The 24,820-nt window shown below is 65.4% G+C and carries 26 protein-coding genes, 1 other RNA gene and 1 riboswitch; of the genes, 15 read left to right on the top strand and 12 right to left on the bottom strand.

Annotation, left to right across the window (positions count from 1 at the left end; translation table 11 throughout):
- Positions 1 to 16 precede the first annotated feature (16 nt).
- The 3 genes from ACZ9H4_RS06320 to panD all read left to right on the top strand — a co-directional run bounded on the left by ACZ9H4_RS06320 (position 17) and on the right by panD (position 2,367).
- Positions 17 to 892, top strand: coding sequence for a segregation and condensation protein A (locus tag ACZ9H4_RS06320; protein WP_408141566.1), 876 nt, complete (start codon positions 17 to 19; stop codon positions 890 to 892).
- Between the two features lie 211 nt (positions 893 to 1,103).
- Positions 1,104 to 1,937 carry a pantoate--beta-alanine ligase gene (gene panC, locus ACZ9H4_RS06315; RefSeq protein ID WP_408324593.1) on the top strand — a complete coding sequence of 278 codons (834 nt, stop codon included), beginning with the start codon at positions 1,104 to 1,106 and terminating at the stop codon, positions 1,935 to 1,937.
- A gap of 43 nt (positions 1,938 to 1,980) precedes the next feature.
- Positions 1,981 to 2,367, top strand: coding sequence for an aspartate 1-decarboxylase (panD, locus tag ACZ9H4_RS06310; protein WP_012432059.1), 387 nt, complete (start codon positions 1,981 to 1,983; stop codon positions 2,365 to 2,367).
- A gap of 187 nt (positions 2,368 to 2,554) precedes the next feature.
- Here the strand turns inward: panD and ACZ9H4_RS06305 are convergent, their stop codons facing one another.
- The gene (locus tag ACZ9H4_RS06305) at positions 2,555 to 3,193 is read right to left on the bottom strand and encodes a nucleotide-binding protein (RefSeq protein ID WP_408141564.1); all 639 of its coding nucleotides are present in this window, start codon (positions 3,191 to 3,193) and stop codon (positions 2,555 to 2,557) included.
- A 228-nt stretch (positions 3,194 to 3,421) separates the two neighbouring features.
- Between ACZ9H4_RS06305 and ACZ9H4_RS06300 the strand changes: the two genes are divergently transcribed.
- A complete protein-coding gene (locus ACZ9H4_RS06300) occupies positions 3,422 to 3,841 on the top strand; it encodes a PaaI family thioesterase (RefSeq protein ID WP_408141563.1) in 420 nt (139 codons plus the stop codon).
- A gap of 59 nt (positions 3,842 to 3,900) precedes the next feature.
- Here ACZ9H4_RS06300 and ACZ9H4_RS06295 read toward each other — a convergent pair whose 3' ends face one another.
- Complete coding sequence (locus tag ACZ9H4_RS06295) at positions 3,901 to 5,358, bottom strand: cobyric acid synthase (protein ID WP_476118658.1); 1,458 nt, start codon at positions 5,356 to 5,358, stop codon at positions 3,901 to 3,903.
- Between the two features lie 348 nt (positions 5,359 to 5,706).
- On the opposite strand from ACZ9H4_RS06295, the gene cobU reads away from it, so the two are divergent.
- The 4 genes from cobU to ACZ9H4_RS06275 all read left to right on the top strand — a co-directional run bounded on the left by cobU (position 5,707) and on the right by ACZ9H4_RS06275 (position 9,240).
- Positions 5,707 to 6,261 (top strand): bifunctional adenosylcobinamide kinase/adenosylcobinamide-phosphate guanylyltransferase, encoded by a 555-nt coding sequence (cobU, locus tag ACZ9H4_RS06290; RefSeq protein ID WP_408152886.1) that lies wholly within the window; start codon positions 5,707 to 5,709, stop codon positions 6,259 to 6,261.
- Positions 6,261 to 7,196, top strand: a complete 936-nt coding sequence (cbiB, locus tag ACZ9H4_RS06285) for an adenosylcobinamide-phosphate synthase CbiB (RefSeq protein ID WP_476118657.1) — start codon at positions 6,261 to 6,263, stop codon at positions 7,194 to 7,196. Before cobU ends, cbiB begins: the two co-directional genes overlap by 1 nt.
- Before the next feature lie 4 nt (positions 7,197 to 7,200).
- Positions 7,201 to 8,244: a threonine-phosphate decarboxylase CobD gene (cobD, locus tag ACZ9H4_RS06280; protein ID WP_476118501.1), complete on the top strand. Its 1,044-nt coding sequence runs from the start codon at positions 7,201 to 7,203 to the stop codon at positions 8,242 to 8,244.
- Positions 8,245 to 8,319: 75 nt separating this feature from the next.
- Complete coding sequence (locus tag ACZ9H4_RS06275) at positions 8,320 to 9,240, top strand: cobalamin-binding protein (RefSeq protein ID WP_408152888.1); 921 nt, start codon at positions 8,320 to 8,322, stop codon at positions 9,238 to 9,240.
- Between the two features lie 180 nt (positions 9,241 to 9,420).
- On the opposite strand, the gene cobC is transcribed toward ACZ9H4_RS06275, so the two are convergent.
- From cobC to ACZ9H4_RS06245, 6 genes are read right to left on the bottom strand one after another with little or no spacing between them, the layout of a single operon-like run.
- Positions 9,421 to 10,011, bottom strand: coding sequence for an alpha-ribazole phosphatase (gene cobC, locus ACZ9H4_RS06270; protein WP_408141559.1), 591 nt, complete (start codon positions 10,009 to 10,011; stop codon positions 9,421 to 9,423).
- On the bottom strand, positions 9,996 to 10,772 hold the full coding sequence (locus ACZ9H4_RS06265; protein WP_476118500.1) for an adenosylcobinamide-GDP ribazoletransferase: 777 nt from the start codon (positions 10,770 to 10,772) through the stop codon (positions 9,996 to 9,998). The genes cobC and ACZ9H4_RS06265 overlap by 16 nt, the downstream gene beginning before the upstream one ends.
- A gap of 37 nt (positions 10,773 to 10,809) precedes the next feature.
- Complete coding sequence (cobT, locus tag ACZ9H4_RS06260; protein WP_476118499.1) at positions 10,810 to 11,871, bottom strand: nicotinate-nucleotide--dimethylbenzimidazole phosphoribosyltransferase; 1,062 nt, start codon at positions 11,869 to 11,871, stop codon at positions 10,810 to 10,812.
- Between the two features lie 37 nt (positions 11,872 to 11,908).
- Complete coding sequence (locus tag ACZ9H4_RS06255) at positions 11,909 to 12,751, bottom strand: ABC transporter ATP-binding protein (RefSeq protein ID WP_408141556.1); 843 nt, start codon at positions 12,749 to 12,751, stop codon at positions 11,909 to 11,911.
- The gene (locus tag ACZ9H4_RS06250) at positions 12,748 to 13,809 is read right to left on the bottom strand and encodes a FecCD family ABC transporter permease (protein WP_408141555.1); all 1,062 of its coding nucleotides are present in this window, start codon (positions 13,807 to 13,809) and stop codon (positions 12,748 to 12,750) included. Before ACZ9H4_RS06250 ends, ACZ9H4_RS06255 begins: the two co-directional genes overlap by 4 nt.
- Before the next feature lie 27 nt (positions 13,810 to 13,836).
- The gene (locus ACZ9H4_RS06245; protein ID WP_476118498.1) at positions 13,837 to 15,828 is read right to left on the bottom strand and encodes a TonB-dependent receptor domain-containing protein; all 1,992 of its coding nucleotides are present in this window, start codon (positions 15,826 to 15,828) and stop codon (positions 13,837 to 13,839) included.
- A 92-nt stretch (positions 15,829 to 15,920) separates the two neighbouring features.
- A riboswitch (cobalamin riboswitch) is annotated at positions 15,921 to 16,180 on the bottom strand.
- 207 nt (positions 16,181 to 16,387) lie between these two features.
- Here ACZ9H4_RS06245 and ACZ9H4_RS06240 point away from each other — a divergent pair.
- From ACZ9H4_RS06240 to ACZ9H4_RS06220, 5 genes are all read left to right on the top strand, one after another.
- Positions 16,388 to 16,744: an ATPase gene (locus ACZ9H4_RS06240; RefSeq protein WP_408141553.1), complete on the top strand. Its 357-nt coding sequence runs from the start codon at positions 16,388 to 16,390 to the stop codon at positions 16,742 to 16,744.
- Entirely contained in the window at positions 16,741 to 17,055 is a 315-nt protein-coding gene (locus tag ACZ9H4_RS06235) for a cell division protein ZapA (RefSeq protein ID WP_408141552.1), read from the top strand. The genes ACZ9H4_RS06240 and ACZ9H4_RS06235 overlap by 4 nt, the downstream gene beginning before the upstream one ends.
- Before the next feature lie 91 nt (positions 17,056 to 17,146).
- A non-coding RNA gene (gene ssrS / locus ACZ9H4_RS06230) (6S RNA) lies at positions 17,147 to 17,328 on the top strand.
- Positions 17,329 to 17,460: 132 nt separating this feature from the next.
- The gene (locus ACZ9H4_RS06225) at positions 17,461 to 17,919 is read left to right on the top strand and encodes an EVE domain-containing protein (protein ID WP_408152894.1); all 459 of its coding nucleotides are present in this window, start codon (positions 17,461 to 17,463) and stop codon (positions 17,917 to 17,919) included.
- 172 nt (positions 17,920 to 18,091) lie between these two features.
- Positions 18,092 to 18,823, top strand: coding sequence for an SIMPL domain-containing protein (locus tag ACZ9H4_RS06220; protein WP_408141550.1), 732 nt, complete (start codon positions 18,092 to 18,094; stop codon positions 18,821 to 18,823).
- 112 nt (positions 18,824 to 18,935) lie between these two features.
- Here the strand turns inward: ACZ9H4_RS06220 and lgt are convergent, their stop codons facing one another.
- Positions 18,936 to 19,841, bottom strand: a complete 906-nt coding sequence (gene lgt, locus ACZ9H4_RS06215; RefSeq protein WP_408324604.1) for a prolipoprotein diacylglyceryl transferase — start codon at positions 19,839 to 19,841, stop codon at positions 18,936 to 18,938.
- A 145-nt stretch (positions 19,842 to 19,986) separates the two neighbouring features.
- On the bottom strand, positions 19,987 to 20,976 hold the full coding sequence (locus ACZ9H4_RS06210; RefSeq protein WP_408141548.1) for a LysR family transcriptional regulator: 990 nt from the start codon (positions 20,974 to 20,976) through the stop codon (positions 19,987 to 19,989).
- A gap of 200 nt (positions 20,977 to 21,176) precedes the next feature.
- Between ACZ9H4_RS06210 and ilvD the strand changes: the two genes are divergently transcribed.
- Positions 21,177 to 22,850, top strand: coding sequence for a dihydroxy-acid dehydratase (ilvD, locus tag ACZ9H4_RS06205; RefSeq protein ID WP_408152897.1), 1,674 nt, complete (start codon positions 21,177 to 21,179; stop codon positions 22,848 to 22,850).
- Between the two features lie 181 nt (positions 22,851 to 23,031).
- Positions 23,032 to 23,373: a c-type cytochrome gene (locus tag ACZ9H4_RS06200; protein WP_408141546.1), complete on the top strand. Its 342-nt coding sequence runs from the start codon at positions 23,032 to 23,034 to the stop codon at positions 23,371 to 23,373.
- A gap of 74 nt (positions 23,374 to 23,447) precedes the next feature.
- Here the strand turns inward: ACZ9H4_RS06200 and ACZ9H4_RS06195 are convergent, their stop codons facing one another.
- Positions 23,448 to 24,254, bottom strand: a complete 807-nt coding sequence (locus ACZ9H4_RS06195; protein WP_476118497.1) for a DUF2486 family protein — start codon at positions 24,252 to 24,254, stop codon at positions 23,448 to 23,450.
- Positions 24,255 to 24,362: 108 nt separating this feature from the next.
- Positions 24,363 to 24,779 (bottom strand): DNA polymerase III subunit chi, encoded by a 417-nt coding sequence (locus ACZ9H4_RS06190; RefSeq protein ID WP_408324611.1) that lies wholly within the window; start codon positions 24,777 to 24,779, stop codon positions 24,363 to 24,365.
- Between the last annotated feature and the right edge of the window lie 41 nt (positions 24,780 to 24,820).

The following is a 24,820-nucleotide window of genomic DNA, read 5'->3' as shown; positions in this document are numbered from 1 at the left end:
GCGCCCCGCCGCCGCGATGACCCACGCCGACGAGGCACACGGCCCCGCGCCGGCCTCCGCCGACGCCGCGCTTGCCGCGCCCGCCACCGATTCGACGCCCGACACGGTCGACGGCATCGCATTCGCGCGCCTGTACGGCGAGCCGCTCTTCAAGCTGCCGACCGACCTGTACATCCCGCCGGACGCGCTCGAGGTGTTCCTCGAAACGTTCGAAGGACCGCTGGATCTGCTGCTGTACCTGATCCGCAAGCAGAACTTCAACGTGCTCGACATTCCGATGGCGGACGTCACGGTGCAATACCTCGGTTACGTCGACCAGTTGCGCCAGACCAATCTCGAACTCGCGTCCGAATATCTGCTGATGGCCGCGATGCTGATCGAGATCAAGTCGCGCATGCTGCTGCCGGTGAAGAAAGCCGACAGCGGCGAGGAAGCCGAAGATCCCCGCGCGGAACTGGTGCGCCGCCTGCTCGAATACGAGCAGATGAAGCTCGCCGCGCAACGCATCGACCAGTTGCCGCAACTCGGGCGCGACTTCCTGCGCGCCGAGGTCTACATCGAGCAGAGCATCACGCCGCGTTTCCCGGACGTGAACAGCGAGGATCTGCGCAGCGCGTGGGCCGATGTGATCAAGCGCGCGAAACTCGTGCAGCATCACAAGATTTCGCGCGAGGAGCTGTCGGTGCGCGAACATATGAGCTCGATCCTGCGGCAACTGCAAAACGCCCGCTTCATCGAGTTCTCCGACCTGTTCGACACCAGCAAGGGCGTGCCGGTCGTGGTGGTGAACTTCATCGCCGTGCTCGAACTGTGCCGCGAGTCGCTCGTCGAAATCACCCAGGCGGAACCGTTCGCGCCGATCTATGTGCGGCTCGCCTATTTGCCGGCCTGAACCCGCCATTGCCGCGCGTGTCGGAGCCGCTTGCGCCAGCCCACCGGCGGCGGCTTCGCGGGCTTGCCTCGTTTCGGTGCGCCAAGCTCACAAATCCACTACAATCCCGCGCTTCAAACCCGTCATCGTCAATGAGACGGCGGCCCGCGCGATTCCCTGAAGTCTTGCGCCAACCGAGTCGCGCGCCGCGCGAGGAAATCCCTGTCCGATCATGAAAGTCATCAGCTCGATCCATGAATTGCGCGACCAGTTGCGCGGCCAGAATCGCACGGCCTTCGTGCCGACCATGGGCAACCTGCACGAGGGTCATCTGTCGCTGATGCGCCTCGCGCGCCAGCACGGCGACCCGGTCGTGGCGAGCATTTTCGTCAACCGGCTGCAGTTCGGCCCGAACGAAGACTTCGACAAATACCCGCGCACGCTCGAAGCCGACATCGACAAGCTGCAGAAGGAAGGCGTCTACGTGCTGTTCGCGCCGACCGAGCGGGATCTGTATCCGGAGCCGCAGGAGTATCGCGTGCATCCGCCGCATGATCTGGGCGACATCCTCGAAGGCGAATTCCGGCCGGGCTTCTTCCAGGGCGTGTGCACCGTGGTGATGAAGCTGATGTCGTGCGTGCAACCGCGCGTCGCGGTGTTCGGCAAGAAGGATTACCAGCAGCTGATGATCGTGCGCCGCATGTGCCATCAGTTCGCGCTGCCGACCGACATCATCGCTGCCGAAACCGTGCGCGACGCCGACGGCCTCGCGCTCAGCTCGCGCAACCGCTACCTGCAGGCCGCCGAGCGCGCCGAGGCGCCGGTGCTGGCCGCCGAGCTCAATCTCGTGCGCGACGCGGTGCACTCGGGCGAGCGCAACTTCGCGAAACTCGAACAGGCGGCAATGGCGGCGCTGGCCGCGCGCGGCTGGCAGCCCGATTACATCGCGGTGCGCAAGCGCTCGGACTTGCTGCCGCCCGGCGCGCAGGACGCGAACGCGGAACTGGTCGTGCTGGCCGCAGCCAAGCTCGGCGCGACCCGTCTGATCGACAACCTCGAAATCTGAAGCCGTCACCGAAAGCAGTCACTGAAGCCATACAGGATTGGTCATGCAACGCAACATGCTGAAGTCGAAAATCCACCGCGTCGCGGTCACGCACTGCGAGCTGCACTACGAAGGTTCGTGCGCGATCGACGAAGATCTGCTCGAAGCAGCGAACATCGTCGAAAACGAACGGATCGACATCTGGAATATCAACAACGGCGAGCGTTTCTCGACCTATGCGATCAAGGGCGAGCGCGGCAGCGGCATGATTTCGCTGAACGGTTCGGCCGCGCGGCGTGCGCAACTGGGCGACCTGGTGATCATCGCCGCCTTCGCGGTGGTCGATGAAGCGGAACTGAAAGCGGGCTGGAAGCCGGACCTGGTGTTCGTCGACGACAACAACAAGATCAAGGGCAGCCGCGATCACGTGCCGACGCAGAACTGGACCTGAGCGAGGCGGTCGTCGTTCGTTTTTTCGGCCGTCGGGTTTTGGGTTTGCTTTGCACGCGCGTTGCTTTTTGACGCGCGTTTTCATTTCACTGACATGCGCAATCGCGCGTCGTCACGCGCCCGCGATTGCGCAAGCGCCCGGTGAGCGGGCGGCCACCGCCGCCCGGTCGTCTTAAGCCCGCTCCGCCTCAACCCTTCCGCGCTGTTCCATTCGTCCATTCGAGGATCGGCTGCCACTGCTCCAGGTCCTTCTCGACGCGGCTTTTCGCGACATCCCACAGGGTCAGCCCATGGGCCGCCAGTTGCACGTAGTTCTGCGTGTCGCGCAAAAAGCCGAGCACCGGCAGCTTCAAGCCCTCGACAAAGCGATGCAGCTGTTCCGCCGAACGCGTGCGCGCATCGACGCGCATGCCGACCACGCCGACTTCGATCGCGCCTTTCCTGACCGCTTTTTCCTTCGCCAGCCGCTCGAGAAATTCCTGGGTGGCGAGAATGTCGAACATCGACGGCTGCAGCGGCACGATCACCTTGTCGGCCAGATCCAGCGCGATGCTCAGGCGATGGCCGTGCAGGCCCGCCGGCGTGTCGATGACCGCGTGCTCCAGGCCCTTGGGCGGTTTGGCCGGCGCGTCCTGGTTGACTTCCCAGGTTTCGATGGCCGGCAACGTGTCGGGCCGCAACGCCAGCCACGCGTGCGCGGACTGCTGCTTGTCCAGGTCGGCAAGCGCCACCCATTCGCCGGCCGCGGCGAAATAGCCGGCCAGATTGGTCGAAAGCGTGCTCTTACCCACGCCGCCCTTTGGATTCGCCACCACGATCACCGTCATGAATGCTCCCGGAAAGAAGGCTGGTCACCGCCAGCCGGTTTGCCGCGCGATTGCTTATTGCTGTGACTTGCGCCGGCGGGTTCCGATCCGTACCGTTTTCGGGTTCGCCCGCCGATCCAGGCGTTGATAATATCGACAAATGCACTGCGGCGAAGCCCCCATATGGCGAATCGGGGCTAATCGACCGCTTCGCCCTGCCGTTTCTTTTCAATCAAGGACCCGAATCTCATGAGCAAACTCCGCCCGGAATACACCGTCGAACGCCTGCACGAACGCCAGCAGGGCAAGCTGCCAGGCTTGCTGGGCGTACGCGTGCTATCGCTGGAAGAAAGCGTTTTGACCGCGGAATTGACCGTGCGCCCCGAGTTGCTCGCGCCGAACGGCTTCCTGCACGCGGCCACGGTGATCGGTCTCGCGGATACCGCGTGTGGCTACGCATGCCTCGCGCACCTGCCGGAGACAGCGCGCAATTTCACGACCATCGAACTGAAAAGCAATTTTCTCGGCACGGCGACCGAAGGGACGATCCGCGCGGTCGCCAGGGGCGTGCATCTGGGACGCAGCACGCAGGTATGGGATGCGACCGTCACCGACTCGAACGGCAAGACGATGGCGCTGTTTCGCTGCACGCAGATCGTGTTGTATTGAACGGTCGAGCGCGGCCCGGGGCACTGCGGAATTTAACCCCTCACCTCGAACCGATCCCCTCAGCCAATCGCCGCAAAAAGCTTCGCCAGGTCGAGATGGGCGGCCAGCGTATCGGCGAGGCGCTCCAGCGACGCCTCGCGCAGCGCCGGGTAGTCGATCTGCTGCGCGTCGCTCAGACCCGCCCACGCGAGCAATGCGGCGCACGCGGCCGGCGTGTCGAACAGGCCGTGCACGTAGGTGGCGAGAATCTGGCCGTCAGCGGACATTGCGCCATCGGGACGCGTCCCTTGCGCGGTTTCCAGACGCAGCGCGGGCGCGTCCAGCGCCGGGCCATGCGTCTCGCCCATGTGAATTTCGTAGCCGGCCACTTCGGGCGAACCAGGCAGCGCGAGGCCTCCAGTCACGTTCTTCAGCGTTTTTTCCCGCGTGAGGACCGTCGAGTAGTCGAGCCAGCCGAGCCCCGCCCACATCCCCGGCACGCCCTCCACACCGTGCGGATCGGCCACTTCGCGCCCGAGCATCTGCATGCCGCCGCAAATGCCGATCACGCGCCCACCGTAGCGCAGATGCCGTTGCAGCTCCGCGTCCCAGCCTTGCGCGCGCAGAAACGCGAGGTCGCCGGGCACGTTTTTCGACCCCGGCAGGATGATCAGATCGGCCGGCGGCAGCGGCGTGCCGCTGCGCACGTAGTGAAAGTCGACCTGCGGGTGTGCGCGCAGCGCGTCGAAATCGGTGTGATTGCTGATATGCGGCAGCACCGGCACAACTACCCGTAGCGTCCGTTCCCCGCCGCTGTGCGCGGCGCGCAACTCGGGCGGCAACATGTCTTCCGCGTCGAGCGTGAGGCCGTGCAGATACGGGACGACGCCGAGCACCGGCTTGCCGGTCTGAGCTTCGAGCCAGTCGAGCCCCGGCTGCAGCAAGCCGATGTCGCCGCGAAACCGGTTGATGATGAAGCCGCGCACCCGCGCCTGCTCGCTCGCCGACAGACACGCGAGGGTGCCGGTCAGATGCGCGAACACGCCGCCGCGATCGATATCGGCGACCAGCACCACCGGGCAATCGACGGCTTCCGCAAAACCCATGTTGGCGATGTCGCGCTCGCGCAGATTGATCTCGGCGGGACTGCCCGCGCCTTCGACGAAGATCGTGTCGTATGCGGCCTGCAGACGCGCATACGACTGCAGCACCGCTTCAAACGCGACGGGCTTGTACTCGTGATACGCGCGCGCGTCGAGATTCATGCGCGCCTTGCCGTGGATGATCACCTGCGCGCCGCGGTCGCTCGTCGGCTTGAGCAGCACCGGGTTCAGGTCGGTGTGCGCGGCGATCCCCGCGGCCACCGCCTGCAACGCCTGAGCGCGGCCGATCTCACCGCCGTCGACGGTCACCGCGCTGTTGAGCGCCATATTCTGCGGCTTGAACGGCGCGACCCGCACGCCGGCGCGGCGCGCGAGCCGGCAGAGGCCCGCGACCAGCGTGCTCTTGCCGGCGTCGGACGTGGTGCCCTGGACCATCAGCGTGCCACGCGGCACGGGGACGGCGTCATGCGCAAGCGGAAGCGAAGTCGAAGTGGTGGTCACGGGAGGTCGGGGTCGGCGGTGAAAGGGCGATGAAGCAAAAGGTGGTGAAGGTTGTAGCGAAACGGCAAACGGTGGTGTGGGTGCGGCGTTGAGGCGGTAAGGACGCGGCAAGACACGACAACGGAATCGCAACGGAAAAACAAATCGCGTGGGGCGTTGAAGCACACCGTGTGCTCCGGCTCAGCGCGCCGCGCCGCGTGCCTCTCCCACCCCCACACACCACCACGCCCGCCGCATTATCCCATCGCGCCGGCCCGCACTGCACGCCGGTACAATCACGCGATGACTCCCCGCGACCTCACCTTCGTTCTCGGCGGCGCCCGTTCGGGCAAGAGCGTGCACGCCGAACAGCTTGCCGGCGACAGCGCCCTCCCCGTCACCTACATCGCCACCGCCCGCGTGGCCGACGACGCCGAATTCAGCGCGCGCATCGCGCACCATCGCGCGCGGCGTCCCGCGCATTGGCGGTTGCTCGAAGCAGGCGTCGACCTCGCTGGTGCCGTCGCGCAAAGCGACGCCCCCGGCCATTGCATGCTGATCGACTGCCTGACGCTGTGGCTCGCCAATCTGCTGTGTCCCGCCGAAGGCGACGCGCTGCCGATCGACCTCTATCACGCGCACGTTGCCGCGCTCGAAGCGGCGCTCGTGAACGCCCACGGCAAGATCATCGTGGTCAGCAACGAAATCGGCCTGGGCGTGGTGCCGCTCGGCGCGGCCACGCGTCTTTACGTCGATGAACTCGGCCGCCTCAACCAGCGCATCGCCGCCTTGAGCACCACGGCCACGATGATGGTCGCCGGCTTGCCGCTCGCGCTGAAAACAGCGAGCCGCGCATGATGCTCTCGCTTCCTCTGCTCGCAACGCTTGCGACCGCGGGCGTGGTCATCGACCGCTGGTTCGGCGAGCCGCGCGTCGCACACCCGTTGGTGGGTTTCGGCAACTGGGCGAAGCGTCTCGAGAAGCGCTATAACACCGGCCGGCGCTTGCGGCTCAAGGGACTCCTCGCGTGGGCGCTGGCGGTGCTGCCGCCGGTGTTGATCGCGTGGTGGCTGGTCGCGGTGCTGCCGTTCTTCGCGGCCTGCGCGGTGCACGTCATCCTGCTGTGGTTCGCGCTCGGCGCGCGCAGCCTGCACGATCACATTGCGCCGATCGCACGGGCCCTTCTGCAACGCGATCTCGAAGAAGCGCGCCAGCTGACCGCGCGCATCGTGTCGCGCGAAACCGCCCATGCCGATGAAGCCGCGCTCTCGCGTGCAGCGGTCGAATCGGCGCTCGAAAACGGCAACGACGCGATCTTCGGCGCGCTGTTCTGGTTTGCGATCGCGGGCGGCCCGGGCGCGCTCGGGTTTCGTCTGGCCAACACGCTCGATGCGATGTGGGGCTATCGCACGCCGCGCTATCTGCGTTTCGGCTGGGCCGCGGCGCGCCTCGACGACGTGCTCAACTGGATCCCCGCGCGTCTCACGGCTGCCAGCTATGCGCTGCTTGGTGACACGCACACCGCGTGGCGTTGCTGGCGCGAGCAGGCACCGCGCTGGGACAGCCCGAATGCGGGACCGGTGATGGCCTCCGGCGCCGGCAGTCTGAACGTGCTGATCGGCGGGCCGGCGGTGTATCACGGCGCGCTCGAACATCGCCCGACGCTCGGCTTCGGCCACCCCGCCAAGGCCAGCCACGTGAGGGCTGCGCTGGCGCTGGTCGAACGGACGATCATTCTCTGGCTGGCGGTCCTGATCGTGCTGGCGTTGCTGAGCGTGCCCTTTCATGGTTGATCACATGACGGACCACCCGAGCCGCGCGGCGAACGACGTCGTGGTCCACGGCGGCAATCTGCACGAAGCAGCCGAACGCTACGGCATCCCGTACGCGCGGTGGCTCGACCTCTCGACGGGCATCAATCCGCACGGCTACCCCGTGCCGCCGGTTCCCGCCGATGCATGGCGGCGTCTGCCTGACGAAGGCGACGACTTCGCCGCCTGCGCCGCGCGCTACTACCGGGCGCCCGACGCGGCGCACGTGCTGCCCGTCGCCGGCAGCCAGGCGGCGATTCGCGCGTTGCCCGCGTTGCTGCCGCGCTCGACGATCGGCATCGCGCCGCTCACGTATAGCGAATACGCGCCCGCGTTTGCACGAGCAGGACATCGCGTCGCGCCGCTCGACGTGTGCTGCGAGCGCTTGCCGAATGCGCTCACTCACGCGATCGTCGTGAATCCGAACAATCCGACGGCCGCGCATCTGAGCGCCGACACACTGCTGCATTGGCATGCGCAATTGCACGCACGCGGCGGCACGTTACTGGTCGACGAAGCCTTCGCCGATACGATGCCCGAGGCGTCGCTCGCGGCCAGCACGCATCTTGAAGGACTGATCGTGCTGCGCTCGCCGGGGAAATTCTTCGGGCTCGCCGGCGTGCGCGCGGGCTTCGTGCTCGCTGCGCCCGCGTTGCTCGACACCTTGCGGCGCACGCTGGGCGCATGGACGGTCAGTGGTCCGGCGCGTCATGCAGTCAAGGCCGCACTCGCCGACGAAGCATGGCAACGGCAAATGCGCGCGCGGCTCGACAGCGAAAGCGCCCGACTGGTCGAGCTATTGCATGCTCACGGTTTTGCGACACACAGCACGCCGCTTTTCGCATGGAGCGACGACGCGCGCGCCGCCGCTTTACACGAAGCGCTGGCGCGGCGTGGCATATGGACCCGTCTCTTCACCGCGTCGGGCAGCGTGCGTTTCGGCCTGCCCGCTAGCGAAGCCGAATGGACACGCTTCGAAGAAAGCCTGCGCGAAGCGATGCAGGCACTCGATACCGCGCGAGCCGGTTGACGTAGCGAAGCAGGCACGACCCTGCAGCGTTCCCTCATGCCCCATGCCCTTCACGCACACCAACCTCTTCGCCCGATGACCCGACTCGCCCGCTTCATCCCGTGCTTCATCGCCGCGTCGCTTTGCGTTACCTCACTGCACGCCCGCGCCGCAATCAGCGTCACCGACGACACCGGCGCAACCGTCACCTTGCCCGGCCCCGCGCAACGCGTGATCAGCCTCGCGCCGCACGTCACGGAACTGTTGTACGCGGCGGGCGGCGGGGCAAAAATGGTCGGCGCCGTGTCGTACAGCGACTACCCGCCGCAAGCGCAGCAGCTGCCGCGCGTCGGCGACAACAAGGCGCTCGACCTCGAGCGCATCGTCGCGTTGAAGCCCGATCTGATCGTCGTCTGGCGGCATGGCAATGCGCAGCGTCAACTCGAACGCCTGCGCGAACTGCACGTGCCGCTGTTCTTCAGCGAGCCGCATCATCTCGACGACGTAGCCGTCTCGCTAACGAAACTCGGGCAATTGCTCGGCACGTCGCCGCTCGCGGATGCCGCGGCGGCCGCGTATCGTCACGACATCGCACGATTGCGCACGCAGTATGCGCGCCGGCCGCCGGTCAGCGTGTTCTATCAGGTGTGGGACAAGCCGCTGATGACCCTCAACGGCGAACACATGGTCAGCGACGTGATCACGCTGTGCGGCGGCCGCAACGTGTTCGCGGGACTTGAGCCGCTGGTGCCAACCGTCTCGACCGAAGCGGTGCTCGCCGCGAATCCGGAAGCGATCGTCACGTCGGCGCCCGGCGCGACGCAGCCGGACACCCGCTTGCCGCAACTCGACACGTGGCGCGCGTGGCCCGCTCTCACGGCGGTGGCGAATCAGAACCTCTTTGCCATCGATGGCGACCTGATCAACCGGCCAGCCCCACGCATCGTGCAGGGCGCGCAGCGGCTGTGTGACGATCTGGAGACGGCGCGCTCGCGCAGGAAACCGGCTGCGCAGTGAAGCGAAGGCATGCCGATACGCGGCGCGAGGTCGATCGCATACCGGCATGCCGGTCGCCGCGTGCCAACCGGCTGCGTCAGACCTCGACGTTGCATGCCAACTGCCGTGCGATCAATCCAGCCTCAAGCGCAAACGCCGCACCTCGCAGTCAACCGCGACTTACCGCGCCAACCGCCCCCTTCACGCATTCCACCGCACCAGCGACCACCGCTGCGCGTCGTCATTCCGGCGCAACCAGACGACTCCCGCCATTTCGAGCGACCATTTCAGACACCGCTCCAGCGGCACGTCCAGCACCAGCGACGCGATCACCCGCATCACGCCGGCATGCGTGACCACATAAGCCGGCGACAGCTCGCGCGTCTGCGCGAACGCATCGACCCACGCGCGCACGCGCTCGACGAATTGCGCCACGCTCTCGCCGCCATGCGCACGCGCGTGTTCGAAATTCGCGGCCCAGTCGTCCAGCAGCGCGCGATCGATCTCGTCCCAGCGCTGCGTCTCCCATTCTCCGAAATTCATTTCCATCAGCTGGTCATCGTGACTGAGCACGCAACCGAAGTCGTTCGCTATCTCGGCGGCGAGCGCCGAGCAGCGCGTGAGCGGACTCGAGATCAACACGCGCGGCGCCGGCACCTGCAACTTCGCGAGCTTCAACGCGAGCGCGCTCGACGAAATCGCGGCGTCGGCGGCGAGCGCAACGTCGCTGTGCCCATAGCACACGCCCGCGTCGAGCGCGACGGCGGGATGGCGAATCAGGACGATATCCATGCAAGCCCCACCAGGTAGATGATCAATTCGAAGATCTGCTGCGCGAAGCCGAGACAGTCGCCGGTATAGCCGCCAATGCGTTTCACGAAATAGCGGCCCAGTGCAAACCGCAGCGCGATCAGCACCGCCAACGTCACGGCCGCGAAGCGCCAGTCCGGCACGCCAGGCCCATTCGGCCACAGCAGCCAGGGTAAGCCGAACAACGCCGCGCACAGCAACGCAGGGCCGCTCAGGCGCTGCGCGACCGGCTTGGCCTTGCCTTCGGCGCGGACATATTCGAGCGTGGCCAGATAGCTGATCGCGCACGCGCGGCTCGCCGCATGCGCGGCAATCATCAGACTTGCGGCGCGCACCGGCGGCAATGCCGCGAGCGTCTGCCACTTCAACGCGAGCGCGATCACCAGCGCGATGGCGCCGAAAGCGCCGATGCGTGAGTCATGCATGATGCGCAACGCATCGCTGCGGTTATATGCGCCACCGAACGCATCGACGCAATCGGCGAGACCATCCTCATGAAAGGCGCCTGTCGCCAGTAACAACGCGGCCATCGACAGCAATACCGCCACGCCCGCCGGAAACACGCGCAGCGCCATCAGATAGACCAGCGCGCTGAACGCGCCGACCAATGCGCCGACCAAAGGGAAGTAGCGCGCGGCCGCATTCAGATAATGCGGCTCGTAGCCGACCCAGCGCGGCACGGGCACGCGCGTGAAATAACCGAGCGCCGTGAAGAAATAGCGCAGTTCCGCAAGCGGGTTCATGGATGGGCCGGGTGTCAGTCAGTTGCCGTCATGCGGATCAGGCTTCGCGATTCGCAATGCCCGCCGAATCGAAGCTCGCCATTTCGTTGATGAACGCCGCGGCGGCGCGCAAGAGCGGCACCGCGAGCGCCGCGCCGGTGCCTTCGCCGAGACGCAGGTCGAGCGACAGCAACGGCAGCGCGCCGAAATGATCGAGCATGCGCCGGTGCCCGGCTTCGTTCGACGCATGCGCGAACACGCAGTACTCGCGCACGTTCGGTGCGAACGCATCGGCGATCAGCAACGCGGAAGTCGCGATGAAACCGTCGACGAGGATCGTCATCCGCGCTTCGGCGGCCGCGAGATACGCGCCGGTCATCATCGCGATTTCGAAACCGCCGAAGGTCGCGAGCACGTCGAGCGGCGCCGTGGCTCCAGCATGCTGCGCGAGCGCCGATGCGAGCACGTTGCGCTTTTTCGCGAGCCCCGCGTTGTCGAGACCGGTGCCACGGCCGACGCATTCGTCGATCGGCACGTTGCACACACGGCTCATCAGACACGCGGCCGACGACGTGTTCGCAATCCCCATCTCGCCGAAGCCGATCACGTTGGTGCCGAGCACCGCGTGATGATGCACGCGCGCCGCGCCCGCCTGCATCGCGGCGAGTGCCTGCGCATGCGTCATCGCGGGTTCGTGCGCGAAGTTGCGCGTGCCGCTCGCCACCGGAATATCGACGAGGCCGTCGGTCGACGGCAACGGCGTCGCGATGCCGGCATTGACCACTTCGAGTTCGATGCCGGCAACGCGGCTCAATGCATTGATCGCCGCGCCGCCCGCAAGAAAGTTGGCGACCATCTGCGCAGTCACCGCTTGCGGATACGGGCTCACGCCTTCCGCGGCAATGCCGTGGTCGCCGGCGAACACGATCATCGCCGGGCGCTGCACCGTCGGCTGCGTGCTGCGCTGAATCAGGCCCATCTGCCGCGCGAGCGTTTCGAGCCGCCCCAGGCTGCCGGGCGGCTTGGTCTTGGTATCGATGATGTGTTGCAGCTCGGCGCGTAGCGTTTGATCGAGCGGTGCGACTTCGGGCAAACCGGCCGGGCGTGGCAAGGAGGTCATAAGCGTGGTCTGAAATGAGAGTGTTTGGTTCGAGCGATTATCCTGCCGATGTGTCATAACCGGCAGGCGATTCGTGACGCGCACGCGGCGCGGGAATCAGCGCCTCGTGTTCGCCGTCGCGAATCAGAATCAACGGATAGCCGAATGCGCGGCTCGTCAGCGTGGGCGTGAGCACATCATGCACCGGTCCGGCATGCACGCCGCCCGCACCGTCGAGCAACAGCGCGTGCGTCGCGAAGCGGCGTGCGAGATTCAGGTCGTGGCACGAGAACATCACGGTGCGGCGCGGCTCGCGCGTCCATGCGGCGAGCGCTTCGAGACAGTCGATCTGATGATGCAGATCGAGATGCGACAACGGTTCGTCGAGCAGCAACAACGGCGCGTCCTGACACAGCACCGCCGCGAGCGCGACGCGCTGACGTTCGCCGCCCGATAACGACAGCACGTCACGCGCGGCGAAGTCGGCGAGACCCAGCAGGTCCAGCGCGGCATGGGCGGCCACGCGATCCGCTTCGCGCTCCCAACCCCAGCCGCTCAGATGCGGAAAGCGATTCAACGTCACGATGTCGAGCACGCTCGCGCTGAACGCGTCGGGTGCGCTTTGCGGCATCAATGCGCGCCGCTGGGCGAGCGGCAACGGCGCCCAGTCGGACATGCGCACGCCATCCAGTTCGACATGGCCCGCCGCTGGGCGCAACAGACCCGCGAGCGTGGACAGCAGCGTGGTCTTGCCCGCGCCGTTCGGGCCCGCGACGCACCAGATCTCGCCCGCATGGAAGGTATGCGTGAACCCATCGAGCAAGGTGCGCGCGCCGGCACGCAAGGTCAGGCGTTGTACGCTGAGCACGGCGGGTTCGAGATTGGTATGAGCTTGCGTCATCGGCGTTTGCGCAACAGCATCCAGAGGAACACCGGCACGCCGACGATCGACGTGATCACGCCGACCGGCAATTGCGCCGGCGCAATCACGGTGCGCGCGATCAGGTCCGCGCCCATCACCGCGACGCCGCCGCCGAGCGCGGCGGCAGGCAACAGCATGCGCTGATCGTTGCCGAACGCGAGGCGCAACATATGCGGCACCACCAGACCGACGAAGCCGATGGTGCCCGCCGTCGTCACTGCGGCGGCCGCCGCGAGCGACGCCACCAGGTAGACGCGCAAACGCAGCGGCATCACCGCGACGCCTAAGGCTTGCGCAGCGGCGTCGCCACGCAGCAGCACGTTCAGGCGCGGGGCCACCGGCACGATGGCCAGCAACGCGACGGCGAGCGCAACGAGCGCGGTCCACGGCAACGCGCCGCCATTGAGGTCACCGGTCAGCCAGAACAACATGCCGCGCAAACGGCTGTCGGGCGCGAGATTGAGCAGCAGCGTGATAAGCGCGCCCCACCCCGCCGCGATCACCGCGCCGGTCAGCAGCAAACGCGGTGACGTGTCCTGCGGCTCGCCGCGCCACAACTCGCGGCGCGCGAGACCGAGCACCAGCAGGATCGATACGAAGGCGCCGGCGAATGCGCTGGCATCGACGATCCACCATGCGCTGCCGGCGATCATCGCCACCAGCGCGAAGCTCGCCGCGCCACCCGACACGCCCAATATGTACGGTTCGGCAAGCGGGTTGCGCAACAGCACCTGCAGCAGCGCGCCGGCCAACGCCAGCAACGCGCCGCATGCGAAGCCGGCCAGCGCGCGCGGCAAACGCAGCGTGCGCACGATCTCGCTGGCAAGATCCGCCGACTCGCCCGGCCACCCAGACAACCCATGCGACGGCAGCAGCGCCGCCAGCACGCGCGACGGGGCGAGCGACACACTGCCGAGCGCGAGCGACGCCATCAGCACCGCCAGCGCGAGCATCGCAAGAACGAGCCAGATGGCGGCCGCCCGTTTCGCGTTCATCACGCGCACGGCGGCCGGCATCGAACCAGGATGCCGGCTCATTCGCGCACGCTCAACGCGGCAAAGCCGTCACTGCTGCTGCCAACCGATCGTGACATACGCGCCGCGTCCCGGCGAGTTATACGAGTAGGCCGTTTCATAGTCCTTGTCGAACAGGTTCTGGATTTGCGCGGTCACGTACCACGCTTTCGTGATGTTGTAGCGCGCCGACAGATTCACGACGCCGTAGCCCCCGAGCTTGCCGCTGCTGTCCTCGCGCGGGCCGCTCACGATCCACTCGCCGCCGACGCGCCATCCCGCGATGCCGCGATTCACAGTGAGCGAGCCGAATCGCCGCGCGCGCCGCACGAGGTCGACATCGTTGTCGAGGTCGACGGGATTTTGCAGCGTCAGCGACGCGCGCACGTCCGTCTCGCCGACATGTCCGCTCCACGATCCTTCGAGCCCCTGCACTTTCGCACGGCCGACGTTCTCGGCCAGATAGATGCCGGGCGTCACCTGCGCGTAGTCGATCAGATTCGAATAGCGCGTCTGGAATACGCTCAGACGCATCACGCCGAGCGCGTTCGACGCGTACTGCAACGCCGCTTCGAGCGAATGACTGTGCTCGGGCTGGATCGACGGATTGCCGCTGATCGGATAGTAGAGATCGTCGAAACTCGGCGCGCGAAACGAATCCGAATAGCTTGCGGTTGCCTTCCAGTGTTCGGTGATGTCGAAACCGTAGCCGAGATAGTAACTGTTCGCCCCGCCGAAATCGGAATACTGGTCGTGCCGTACGTTGGCCTGAAACTGGTTGCGCCCGAAACGTCCCGTGTAGCCGATGAAGCCCGAATCCACATGACGATCCGGCGCCGCGAACGTATCGGAGTCGAGGCTCTGATCGAGATGCTCGTAGCCCACCTGCAGTTTCTGCCGCGCGGCGAACGCGAAATCGTTCTGCCAGGTGTACTGCCGATTGTCGGTATCGAAGCGGCCGTTGTAGATGCCGTTGGTCTTCGACACGCTGCGGTCGTCGCCTTCGGAGACGATGAAGTGCGTGGTCCACCAGTCGGTCAGCTTGCCGTTCGCGAACACCGACGCCTGGCGCACCTTGCTGTACAGGTTGTTCAGATCGGTCGGCACGCCGTACGCGTTGTCGTAGCTGTTATTGCCGTTCGACTGGAAATAGTTGACGCCCGCGTCCCAGCGGTCGTTGAACTTGTGACGCAACGACCCCGTGACGCTCTCGTTCAGATAGCCGTTCGCATTCGGATTGGCGCCGGGCGCCTGTTGCGGATTGAGCGATGAAAAGCCGTCGTCCTTCGAACGCGCGAGCGAGAGGCTGAAGGTCGTGCGGCCGTCTTTGTCGAGTGCGCCGTTCACGCCTGCCTGCTGCGTTTGCGTGTGATAGCTGCCGTAGCCCACCGAAAAGTTGAAACGCGGCGGATGATCGCCGCCCTCTTTCGTGAACACCTGCACCACGCCGCCGATCGCGCCCGAACCGTATAACGCGGAGACGTTGCCGTTCACCACTTCGACATGATCGATCTGGTCGAGCGGAATCTGCGCGAGTTGCGGCGCACCGAGACTCACCGAGTCGACGCGCACGCCGTCGATCAGCAATAGCGATTGCGTCGACGATGCTCCGCGCAAATAGACGCTCGTCGTCGAACCTGGCCCGCCTGTGCGCGAGATTTGCGCACCGGGCGCGAGTTGCAGGAGGCCGGGCAGGTCGGTCGCGGTGGTATCGGCGAGATCCTGCTGATCGAACAGCGAGGTCTGCGGGATCGCGTCCGCGAGCGCTTGCGGCCCGCGCTCCGCGGTCACGACGACTGGTGACAACACGGCGGGCGTGGCATTCTGCGCGGCGGCGTTCGCCTGTGCGTTGGTTTTTGCACTGGCATCGGAGGCGGACGAAGGCTGAGCCGACAAAGGCGCCGCGGAGGTGGCCGAAGCGCCGGCCGAAGCAGCAGACGAACCGGCGGACGAACCCGGCGACGAGTCCGCGGTTTGCGCGTGCACGACGAGCGGCAAGCCCGCAAAAGCAAGCAGCGTCGCGCGGGCGATGGGGGACAGCATGGGATGACGATTCCTGTGGATAGCTCGCGCGGCCCGCTTCCCCGCAGGCCGATGCATAACGAAGCGCCCGCGCTTTCTTGCATTTCGCGGGGGACGTGCCTCTCCCTCTGGCCGGTATCCGGGCTAACGACACATCGATCCCGCCTTCCCACGCGTAACGCGCAGTGGCACACTCGCATGTTGAACTTTCAGACACGCGATCAGGACCGACCTGCATGACGAATGCGGTCGCTTACCGTTGCGGGGGCAGCGCAGGTTCGCGCGTTCAGTTCGATGAGTGGCGCGCCCTGCTTCCCGTTTAACTGCGCGCACTGTGAACAGCGGCGCGGGCACCAGAGTGCCGGCAGTTTAGGAGCGCCCTCGACGTGCGTCAAGAAAGGTCAAACCGGGCGCAATCCGTTCTGTTAAGTGCAGGTTATTGTCCGATGGGCGAGTACTTTTTCATCATATGGTCGGGAAAAGCCTGCACATAGCGATGTTGTTACGTCTCGAAACGAGACAATTGTCGGAACCTGCAATATTCCGCGCTAAAATGCGATGTCTTTAGAGGACGCAGCACATGCTCACCGAACTCGAATCACTCTCACAGAATATCGGCAAGCTGATTGCGATCAGCCAGCGCCACAATGAAGCGCGGCTCGCGCTCGAAGATCAACTCGCCCAATCGCGTGCCGAACTGGATGCCACGCGCACGGAACTTGCGCTGCTGCGCGAGGAGCGCGATGCACTGCAAGCGGAGCGCGACACGCTGTCCGCCAAGATCGACGACGCTCAGGTGCGCCTGAATGCGATTCTCGAGAAACTGCCGCGGGCTCGCGCGAGCAGCGAGCCTGACAACCAGCTCGATCTGCTCGAGCCGGTTCAGGACGCTGCCGACGCGCAGAGCGAGGTTACCCGCCACGGAGAAAACGCATGACCGCCAAGCAGATCGAAGTATCGATTCTCGACGTGCCCTATCGCCTTGCATGCTCGCCGGAAACGGAAGGCGCGCTGCTCGAAGCGGTGGCACGCGTCGACGCCGAAATGTCGAAGATCCGCAATAACAGCAACGTGCGCGGCACGGATCGCATTGCTGTCATGGCTGCGCTGTCGCTGGCATCGGAACTGCTTAGGCTGCAATCGAGCGTACGACACGGAGAAGCATTTCCCGCTGAGGAAATCCGGCGTACAATGCAGCAAATGAACGAACAACTGGGTACTGTGATTCAGCAGTACAGCATGCAGTAAGTATCGGCCGGTCCTGAGATCTGCCGCGAATTCAAACAAAGCGAAGTCTCCGCAAACGTTTGAGTTCTATCGTTTAAGTTTCATCGGTTTAGCTTCCCTGCCTGGTTCGCCAAGGTCATATATTCCTTGAACCAATGCCATGTGCACGGTTGCGGAAATTTGTAGCACGGGCGTGCGCGTCACTCTGTCTGATGTACCCGAAGTGTTGCTAACTGCGACCAATTCTGAACCCCCGGTTCAGGATGCCGGCCTAGCGGCTAAGGCGGGGACCTTATCTAGAACGGCATCGGACTTCGGTTCGATGCCGTTTTTCTTTGTGCGTCCGCTGGCGTGTCTGTGGGTGCGCCTCGCCTCACAGGTTTCGATTTTTTCACGTCGTCCAACCTTTAACGTTCAATTCGATTCATGCGCTACTGGCTAATGAAGTCCGAACCGGACGAGGCGAGCATCGACCATCTCGCCCACGCACCACACCGCACGCTGCCGTGGACCGGCGTGCGCAACTATCAGGCGCGCAACTTCATGCGCGACATGATGCAGGTCGGCGACGGCGTGCTGTTCTATCACTCGAGCTGCCCTGAACCCGGCATTGCGGGGCTCGCGCAAGTGTCGTCCACCGCGTATCCTGACCCGACCCAGTTCGATAAAGAGAGTCCGTACTACGACGCGAAGTCGTCGCAGGAAACGCCTCGCTGGCTGCTGGTCGACGTGGTGTTCAAGAAGAAAATCCCGCTGATTCCGCTGGCCGCGCTGCGCGAGCATCCGGAACTGCAGGACATGCGCGTGCTCGCCAAAGGCAATCGCCTGTCGATCACGCCCGTGACCGAAGCCGAATGGCGCTTCATCACCACACGGCTCGCCTGAAGGCTCGCTCACTTCGACGCGCCGTCGCCCCTGACAGGCAACGTCAATTAGGGAACCAAGCTCCGGTTACGAGCGCCTAACAGGCGCACAAACGCGCCCGCAAACGTCATGCCACCACTGCGTGGCGTTCGCGCCAATCGTGCACAACCCTGTTCAAGCAAGGAGTCCAGCAATGTCGAAAAAAACCGCACGGGCACTCGCACTCGCTCTCGTCTGCACCGCGCCTGTCGCGCTCGCGCTCACCCCGGCCATGGCCCGCGCGCAAGGCGTCATGCAGGCCCAGCCATCGGGCGTGCTGTCGCTGAACGCTCAGGCCAGCGCGGAAATTCCGCAGGACGTCGTCGATATCACGCTGTTTTACGAGCAGGAAGCGAGCGACCCCTCCGCGCTCACGGCCACGCTGAATCAGCGCGCCGACGCGGCGTTGCAGAAGGCGCGAGGCGTGAGCGGCGTGACGGCCCGCACGGGTTCGTTCGCCATCTTCCCCTCCACCGATCGTGACGGGCGTATTTCCGCGTGGCGCGGCCGCACGGAGGTCGTGCTCGAATCGCATGACTTCGCCGCGGCGTCGAAGCTCGCGGGACAAATGGCCTCGGTCATGCAGGTCGGCAACGTGCAGTTCTCGCTGTCGCCGGAAGCGCAACGCGCCGCCGAGCAGAAGCTCACCGGCGAAGCGATCCGGTCGTTCCGCGATCAGGCCGCGTCGTCGGCGCAGGCATTTGGCTTCAGCGGCTATTCGATTCGCGAGGTCAACGTGAATCACAGCGGCGTGATGCCCCGTCCGATGATGATGATGAGCGCGCGCGCCATGAGCGCCGACGCGAAGACGATGGCGCCGATGCCGCTCGAAGGCGGCACGTCGACGGTGACGGTCAACGTATCGGGCTCGGTGCAGATGAAGTAACGCTAGCGCGCGGCCGCGTTTGCGCGCTCAGCATGTCTCGTGCTGCAAAAGAAAACGCCACGGCATGCCGTGGCGTTTTTCATCGTGCGCTCGCTACGACGAACCGTAGCGCTCAGCTCGCGCTGACCGCCTGCGCCGGTTCACGGCGTGCACGGCGATACGACCACACCAGCATGCCGATGCCCGCGAGGATCATCGGCAGCGACAGCCATTGGCCCATCGACAGGCCCATCGCCAGCAGTCCGAGGAAGTCGTCCGGCTCGCGGGCGAATTCGACCGTGAAGCGCGCGAGACCGTAGCCGATCAGGAACACCGCGGAAATCGCGCCCAGCGGCTTCGGTTTGCGCGAGAAGAAGAACAGCACGAAGAACAATGCGACGCCTTCGAGCGCGATCTCATACAGCTCCGACGGATGTCGCGGCAGCATGTGATATTGCGCGAACACCTCGTTCAGATGCCATTGCGCGGCCAGTTGCGGATGCGCGGCGAGCCACGCGGCGTCGTCGGGCGCGGCGCCCGGAAACAGCATCGCCCACGGCGCGGACGGGTCGGTCACGCGGCCCCACAACTCGCCGTTGATGAAATTGCCGAGGCGCCCTGCCGCGAGCCCGGTGGGCACCATCGGCGCGACGAAGTCGGTGACCTGCAGCCACGAGCGTTTGCGCTGATACGCGAACAGCACCATCGCCAGCGTCACGCCGAGGAAGCCGCCGTGGAACGACATGCCGCCCTCCCACACCTTGAAGATGTCGAGCGGATGCGCGAAATAAAAGCTCGCCTTGTAGAACAGCACATAGCCGAGCCGGCCGCCGAGGATCGTACCCAGCACGCCGTAGAACAGCATGTCGTCGATATCCTTGACGGTCCAGCCTTGCGCCGCGACAAACGGCAAACGCAGCCGCAGCCGGCCGACGACGATCGCCGCGATGAACGCGACGAGGTACATCAGTCCATACCAGCGCACGGCGAGCGGCCCCAGATGAATGGCAATGGGGTCGAAATTCGGATGAATGAGCATCGTGTTGTTATGGGCAGTTCAGGTTCAGAAGCGGGGTTGGTGTAATCGGTTCGCGCGCGGCGGGTTAGTCGTTCGTCAGCGGTTCGCGCGTTATCCGGCGCATGCGTTGGACGGTGCGAGCCGCGATGCGTTCGCGGCAGCGCCGCTAATCGCCTGCCGCGAGACCCGGCGCGCCGACGGAGGCGGCATGCGTACGCACGATGTCGATGAAACCGGCCAGCACCGGACTCACCTCGTCGGTGCGCCACGCGAGCCCCGTCTCGATCGCGGGCACCGACTCGGACAGCGGCCGGTACACGACACCCGTGCGGCGCAGATTACGTAACGATTGCGGCACCAGTGCGACACCCATGCCGGCCGACACGAGGCTGACGATGGTCTGCATCTGGATCGCCTCCTGGCCGATCCGGGGTACGAGGCCCGCGACGCCGTAGCAATCCATAATGATGTCATAAAAGCCTGGCGCCAGACGTCTGGGGAAGATCACGAGCGGCGCGTCGGCGACATCGCGCAGGCTGATCGGCGTGTCGAGCCATTCGGCGCGCGGGTCCGAGCCGGCGCCGGAGCCGGCGGCGCGGCTCACCTGCTCCGCCATGTCCGCCGACATCGCGATCACCAGCGGCTCGCGCACGATCGGCAGCCACGCGAGTTGCGCGGCGTGGCGCGACGGCAGCGGCGCGATCACGAGGCCGGCGTCGATGCGCCCGGCCGTCAACTCGTCGAGTTGCACGTCGCTGGTGGCTTCCGTCAATTCGAGCCGCACCCTCGGATAGCGCGCGCCGAAATCCCGCAGCAGCGGGGGCAGCAAGCCGTAGTCCGCGGTGGACACGAACGCCAGCGACAACACCCCCGCTTCGCCGCGCGCGAGGCTCTGCGCGAGCGGCCTCAAGCCCTCGGCGCTCGCCAGCAGGCGCCGCACCTCGGGCAACAGATCCGCGCCGACCGAGGTCAATTCGACCGAACGTTTGGTGCGCGCGAACAACTCGACGCCGAGCGTCTCTTCGAGCGCGCGGATCGCTTGCGACAGCGGCGGCTGCGTCATCGTCAGACGCGCAGCCGCGCGCCCGAAGTGCATCTCTTCGGCGACGGTGACGAAATAGCGCAACTGGCGCAGGTCGGGAACGGCAGGCAGCATGATTAATACATTTTACGACCTAATTGTGCCTGAATAATATATTGGACACGCAGTTTGCAAAACTGCATCCTTGCTCGACGCTGCGGAACTACACTGAACTGGAGCACCGCCCAGCAAGCCGGCCAATGCGGCAATACCGGCAAATCGCAGGGCAGACAGCACGCAGCGCGGCTCAAAACAAAACAGATTGGAGATTCCCCATGGCATACAACCGTCGTTCGAAGAACATCACGCAAGGCGTGGCGCGTTCGCCGAACCGCTCGATGTACTACGCGCTCGGCTACCAGAAAGACGATTTCGACAAGCCGATGATCGGCATCGCCAACGGCCACTCGACCATCACGCCATGCAACGCCGGCCTGCAGCGTCTGGCCGACGCGGCGGTGGTCGCGGTCAAGCGCGCCGACGCGAACCCGCAGATCTTCGGCACGCCGACCATCTCGGACGGCATGTCGATGGGCACCGAAGGCATGAAGTATTCGCTGGTGTCGCGCGAAGTGATCGCCGATTGCATCGAGACCTGCGTGCAAGGCCAATGGATGGACGGTGTGGTCGTGATCGGCGGGTGCGACAAGAACATGCCGGGCGGCATGATCGGCCTCGCCCGCATGAACGTACCGGGCATCTACGTGTACGGCGGCACGATCCGTCCGGGCAACTGGAAGGGCACTGACCTGACCATCGTGTCGTCGTTCGAAGCGGTCGGCGAATTCACGGCGGGCCGGATGTCGGAAGAGGACTTCGAAGGGATCGAAAAGAACGCGTGTCCGTCCACCGGCTCGTGCGGCGGCATGTACACCGCCAACACGATGAGCTCGTCGTTCGAGGCGCTCGGCATGTCGCTGCTGTATTCGTCGACGATGGCCAATCCGGATCAGGAAAAGGTCGACTCGGCCGCCGAATCGGCGCGTGTGCTGGTTGAAGCGGTCAAGCAGGACCTGAAGCCGCGCGACATCATCACGAAGAAGTCGATTGAAAACGCCGTCGCGCTGATCATGGCGACCGGCGGCTCGACCAATGCCGTGCTGCACTATCTGGCGATCGCGCACGCGGCCGAAGTGGAATGGTCGATCGAGGATTTCGAGCGCATGCGCAAGAAAGTGCCGGTGATCTGCAACCTGAAGCCGTCGGGCCAATACGTTGCGACCGATCTGCACAAGGCCGGCGGCATCCCGCAAGTCATGAAGATCCTGCTCGACGCGGGTCTGCTGCACGGCGACTGCATCACCATCACCGGCAAGACGCTGGCCGAAGAGCTCAAGGACGTGCCGGCCAGGCCCCGCGCCGATCAGCAGGTGATTTTCCCGCTGGAAAAAGCGCTGTACAGGGAAGGCCATCTGGCGATCCTGAAGGGCAATCTCGCCGTCGACGGCGCGGTCGCCAAGATCACCGGCCTGAAGAACCCGGTCATCACCGGACCGGCGCGTGTCTTCGAAGACGAGCAAAGCGCGCTGGAAGCGATTCTGGCCGACAGGATCGTCGCCGGCGACGTGGTGGTGCTGCGCTACCTCGGCCCGAAGGGCGGCCCCGGCATGCCGGAAATGCTCGCGCCGACCTCGGCGATCATCGGCAAAGGTCTCGGCGAAACCGTCGGCCTGATCACCGACGGCCGCTTCTCGGGCGGCACGTGGGGCATGGTGGTCGGCCACGTCGCGCCGGAAGCGTTCGTGGGCGGCACGATCGCGCTCGTGCAGGAAGGCGACTCGATCACGATCGACGCGCACAAGCTGCTGCTGCAACTGAACGTCGACGATGCCGAGTTGCAGCGCCGCCGTGCCGCATGGCAGCAACCGCAGCCGCGTTACACGCGGGGCGTGCTGGCGAAGTATTTCGCGCTGGCGCTGCCGGCGAACCGGGGCGCGGTGACAGGCTGAGCACACGCACGTGAGCTGCCGGCGCGACCGGCTTTCAGGGCAAGTTCGACGCGACATTGACGGTGGCAAAGTGCTTGCGAGCGTTACGTAAAAGCGCAAGGGGCGCACGGGAAAACGTGCGCCTCTTTCCTTTTATAATGCTCGCACCACGAGTCGGGCACCTGCACCGACGGAGACCACAATGAAATCAATGTCGTATGCAGCGGTCGCAGCAGCCGTCATGCTGGGCGCCACGTTGAGCACCGGCAGTCCGGCCGCGCATGCCGAGGCGCCCGCCGGTCTCGTGTTGGCCCAGCAGCAGAACTGCATGAGTTGCCATTCGGTTACGCGCTCCTTCATGGGACCGGCACTGCACGAGGTCGCGGCGAGATATGCCGGACGCGAAGACGCCGCCCTTTACCTGAAGCACAAGATTCTGGATGGCAGCACAGGCGTGTGGGGTCCGGTGCCGATGCCCGCGAATACCCAACTCACGCCCGATCAGGCGGCCACACTGGCGGCCTGGGTGCTGACGCTCAAATGAAACGGGCGCCGCATTGAAGGCGCCCGGTGCGGGCGTCCTCCGCGACGCCGCCTTGTACGATCCGCCGCGAACCTTTAGCCGCGGCTCGCGCGCCGCGCGATCTCTTCTTCCACCGCTTCACGCACCCAGCCGGTCATTTCGGTTTCCAGCGTCAGCGCCACTTCACGCGTGATCTGGCTGACGAGCAACGTGGTGTGCTCCTGCAAAGCATCGCGGCAACGCGCTTCGATGATGCCGCGTCCCTCGCCCGTCAGGAAACCCGCGAAGCGTCCGCGCAGACGCTCGGCAATGACGTCGGCGTCGAGATCCTGCTGTGGTGGCGCGGCGACTGCGGCTTCGTGAGCGATGTCCGGCGGCACGATCGTGCCCGCTTCGAGCGGCGCAGCCGGTTCGGTTCGGTCGAACACACCCGGCGATACATGCCCGTGGTCGTCGTGCTCAGTGCCATGATGCAGCCGCAAGCGCCTTTTCGGATGAGCGTGCTCCGCCGCATGCAGCGCTTGCGGCTCCGGTGTGACCACGGGCTCCGCTGGGTGCGCGGCTTGTGAGGGGCCCGAAGAAGCGGGCGTGAAAGCGGGTTCTGCCGCATGCGCAGGCTCCGGCGCAAGAACCGACTCCGGCGCGTGCGTCTGCTCCGACGCCAGCACCGGTTGCGGCGCCAGCTCAGGCTCCGGCGTCAGGCCAGGTTCGTTCGCCTGCGCCGGTTGCGGCGCAAGCGCGGGTTCCGTCCTGAAACCGGGTTCCCGCAGCCGGTCGGGTTGTTCGGGCGGCGCCGGCTGAGCCGCCGGTGCACCAGCCGTTCCTTCGCGCGCCTGGGGTTCGCGGCCCGGTACGAGAATCTCGTGCAGAACCGGAATCGAATTATCGTTGGGGTCGGACACGTGCGCTCTCCGTGTTTGAGTCGAAGCCGAAGCAGAATGCCAGCAAATCGCAGCCGTCGGTCATGCGCCTGCACACGACGAAACCGGCGCGATGCAGGCGGATGAAAACTAACTGCCTTGCTTGTAGTTGTTCAAAGCATAGCCGCGATCGCGATAGAAGCGATAACGCTCGCGGCCCGCAACGAGTTCCTCGTGTGCGTTACCGACCACTTCCAGCAATCTTTCGAAACGCGCGAACTGCGCCGGCACCGTCGCGCCGAGATTGAGCAGTATCTGGTGATGCGGCACGTCGTCGAGACTCGTGGTCAGCACGATCGGGGTTTGCGCGGCGAGCGGCGTGCCGGCCATGCAGTGCGGGACGAAGTCGAGCGGCGAAAAGGTCCACAACTGTTCATCGAGGGCCCGCAGGCGCGCGGGCTCGGCCAGCACGATGGTCGGCTGGCCCGCCTGATACGCCTTGCGCAGCAGGCGGCACGCATACAGCAGCGAGTCGCCGACGTTCGAGTGAAAATCGATTCTCGTCATCGGCGGCTCGCCCCAGCTTCCGCCGCAACGGTTGTGACTGC

This window comes from Paraburkholderia sp. TE9906 (assembly GCF_056279605.1).
This window is presented reverse-complemented; position numbering and strand designations above follow the sequence as displayed.

Bases quoted from the DNA above. Each gene is read 5' to 3' on its own strand.
- ACZ9H4_RS06320 (WP_408141566.1), top strand. From the start codon at position 17: ATGACCCACGCCGACGAGGCACACGGCCCCGCGCCGGCCTCCGCCGAC.
- panC (WP_408324593.1), top strand. From the start codon at position 1,104: ATGAAAGTCATCAGCTCGATCCATGAATTGCGCGACCAGTTGCGCGGC.
- panD (WP_012432059.1), top strand. From the start codon at position 1,981: ATGCAACGCAACATGCTGAAGTCGAAAATCCACCGCGTCGCGGTCACG.
- ACZ9H4_RS06305 (WP_408141564.1), bottom strand. From the start codon at position 3,193: ATGACGGTGATCGTGGTGGCGAATCCAAAGGGCGGCGTGGGTAAGAGC.
- ACZ9H4_RS06300 (WP_408141563.1), top strand. From the start codon at position 3,422: ATGAGCAAACTCCGCCCGGAATACACCGTCGAACGCCTGCACGAACGC.
- ACZ9H4_RS06295 (WP_476118658.1), bottom strand. From the start codon at position 5,358: ATGGTCCAGGGCACCACGTCCGACGCCGGCAAGAGCACGCTGGTCGCG.
- cobU (WP_408152886.1), top strand. From the start codon at position 5,707: ATGACTCCCCGCGACCTCACCTTCGTTCTCGGCGGCGCCCGTTCGGGC.
- cbiB (WP_476118657.1), top strand. From the start codon at position 6,261: ATGCTCTCGCTTCCTCTGCTCGCAACGCTTGCGACCGCGGGCGTGGTC.
- cobD (WP_476118501.1), top strand. From the start codon at position 7,201: ATGACGGACCACCCGAGCCGCGCGGCGAACGACGTCGTGGTCCACGGC.
- ACZ9H4_RS06275 (WP_408152888.1), top strand. From the start codon at position 8,320: ATGACCCGACTCGCCCGCTTCATCCCGTGCTTCATCGCCGCGTCGCTT.
- cobC (WP_408141559.1), bottom strand. From the start codon at position 10,011: ATGGATATCGTCCTGATTCGCCATCCCGCCGTCGCGCTCGACGCGGGC.
- ACZ9H4_RS06265 (WP_476118500.1), bottom strand. From the start codon at position 10,772: ATGAACCCGCTTGCGGAACTGCGCTATTTCTTCACGGCGCTCGGTTAT.
- cobT (WP_476118499.1), bottom strand. From the start codon at position 11,871: ATGACCTCCTTGCCACGCCCGGCCGGTTTGCCCGAAGTCGCACCGCTC.
- ACZ9H4_RS06255 (WP_408141556.1), bottom strand. From the start codon at position 12,751: ATGACGCAAGCTCATACCAATCTCGAACCCGCCGTGCTCAGCGTACAA.
- ACZ9H4_RS06250 (WP_408141555.1), bottom strand. From the start codon at position 13,809: ATGAGCCGGCATCCTGGTTCGATGCCGGCCGCCGTGCGCGTGATGAAC.
- ACZ9H4_RS06245 (WP_476118498.1), bottom strand. From the start codon at position 15,828: ATGCTGTCCCCCATCGCCCGCGCGACGCTGCTTGCTTTTGCGGGCTTG.
- ACZ9H4_RS06240 (WP_408141553.1), top strand. From the start codon at position 16,388: ATGCTCACCGAACTCGAATCACTCTCACAGAATATCGGCAAGCTGATT.
- ACZ9H4_RS06235 (WP_408141552.1), top strand. From the start codon at position 16,741: ATGACCGCCAAGCAGATCGAAGTATCGATTCTCGACGTGCCCTATCGC.
- ACZ9H4_RS06225 (WP_408152894.1), top strand. From the start codon at position 17,461: ATGCGCTACTGGCTAATGAAGTCCGAACCGGACGAGGCGAGCATCGAC.
- ACZ9H4_RS06220 (WP_408141550.1), top strand. From the start codon at position 18,092: ATGTCGAAAAAAACCGCACGGGCACTCGCACTCGCTCTCGTCTGCACC.
- lgt (WP_408324604.1), bottom strand. From the start codon at position 19,841: ATGCTCATTCATCCGAATTTCGACCCCATTGCCATTCATCTGGGGCCG.
- ACZ9H4_RS06210 (WP_408141548.1), bottom strand. From the start codon at position 20,976: ATGCTGCCTGCCGTTCCCGACCTGCGCCAGTTGCGCTATTTCGTCACC.
- ilvD (WP_408152897.1), top strand. From the start codon at position 21,177: ATGGCATACAACCGTCGTTCGAAGAACATCACGCAAGGCGTGGCGCGT.
- ACZ9H4_RS06200 (WP_408141546.1), top strand. From the start codon at position 23,032: ATGAAATCAATGTCGTATGCAGCGGTCGCAGCAGCCGTCATGCTGGGC.
- ACZ9H4_RS06190 (WP_408324611.1), bottom strand. From the start codon at position 24,779: ATGACGAGAATCGATTTTCACTCGAACGTCGGCGACTCGCTGCTGTAT.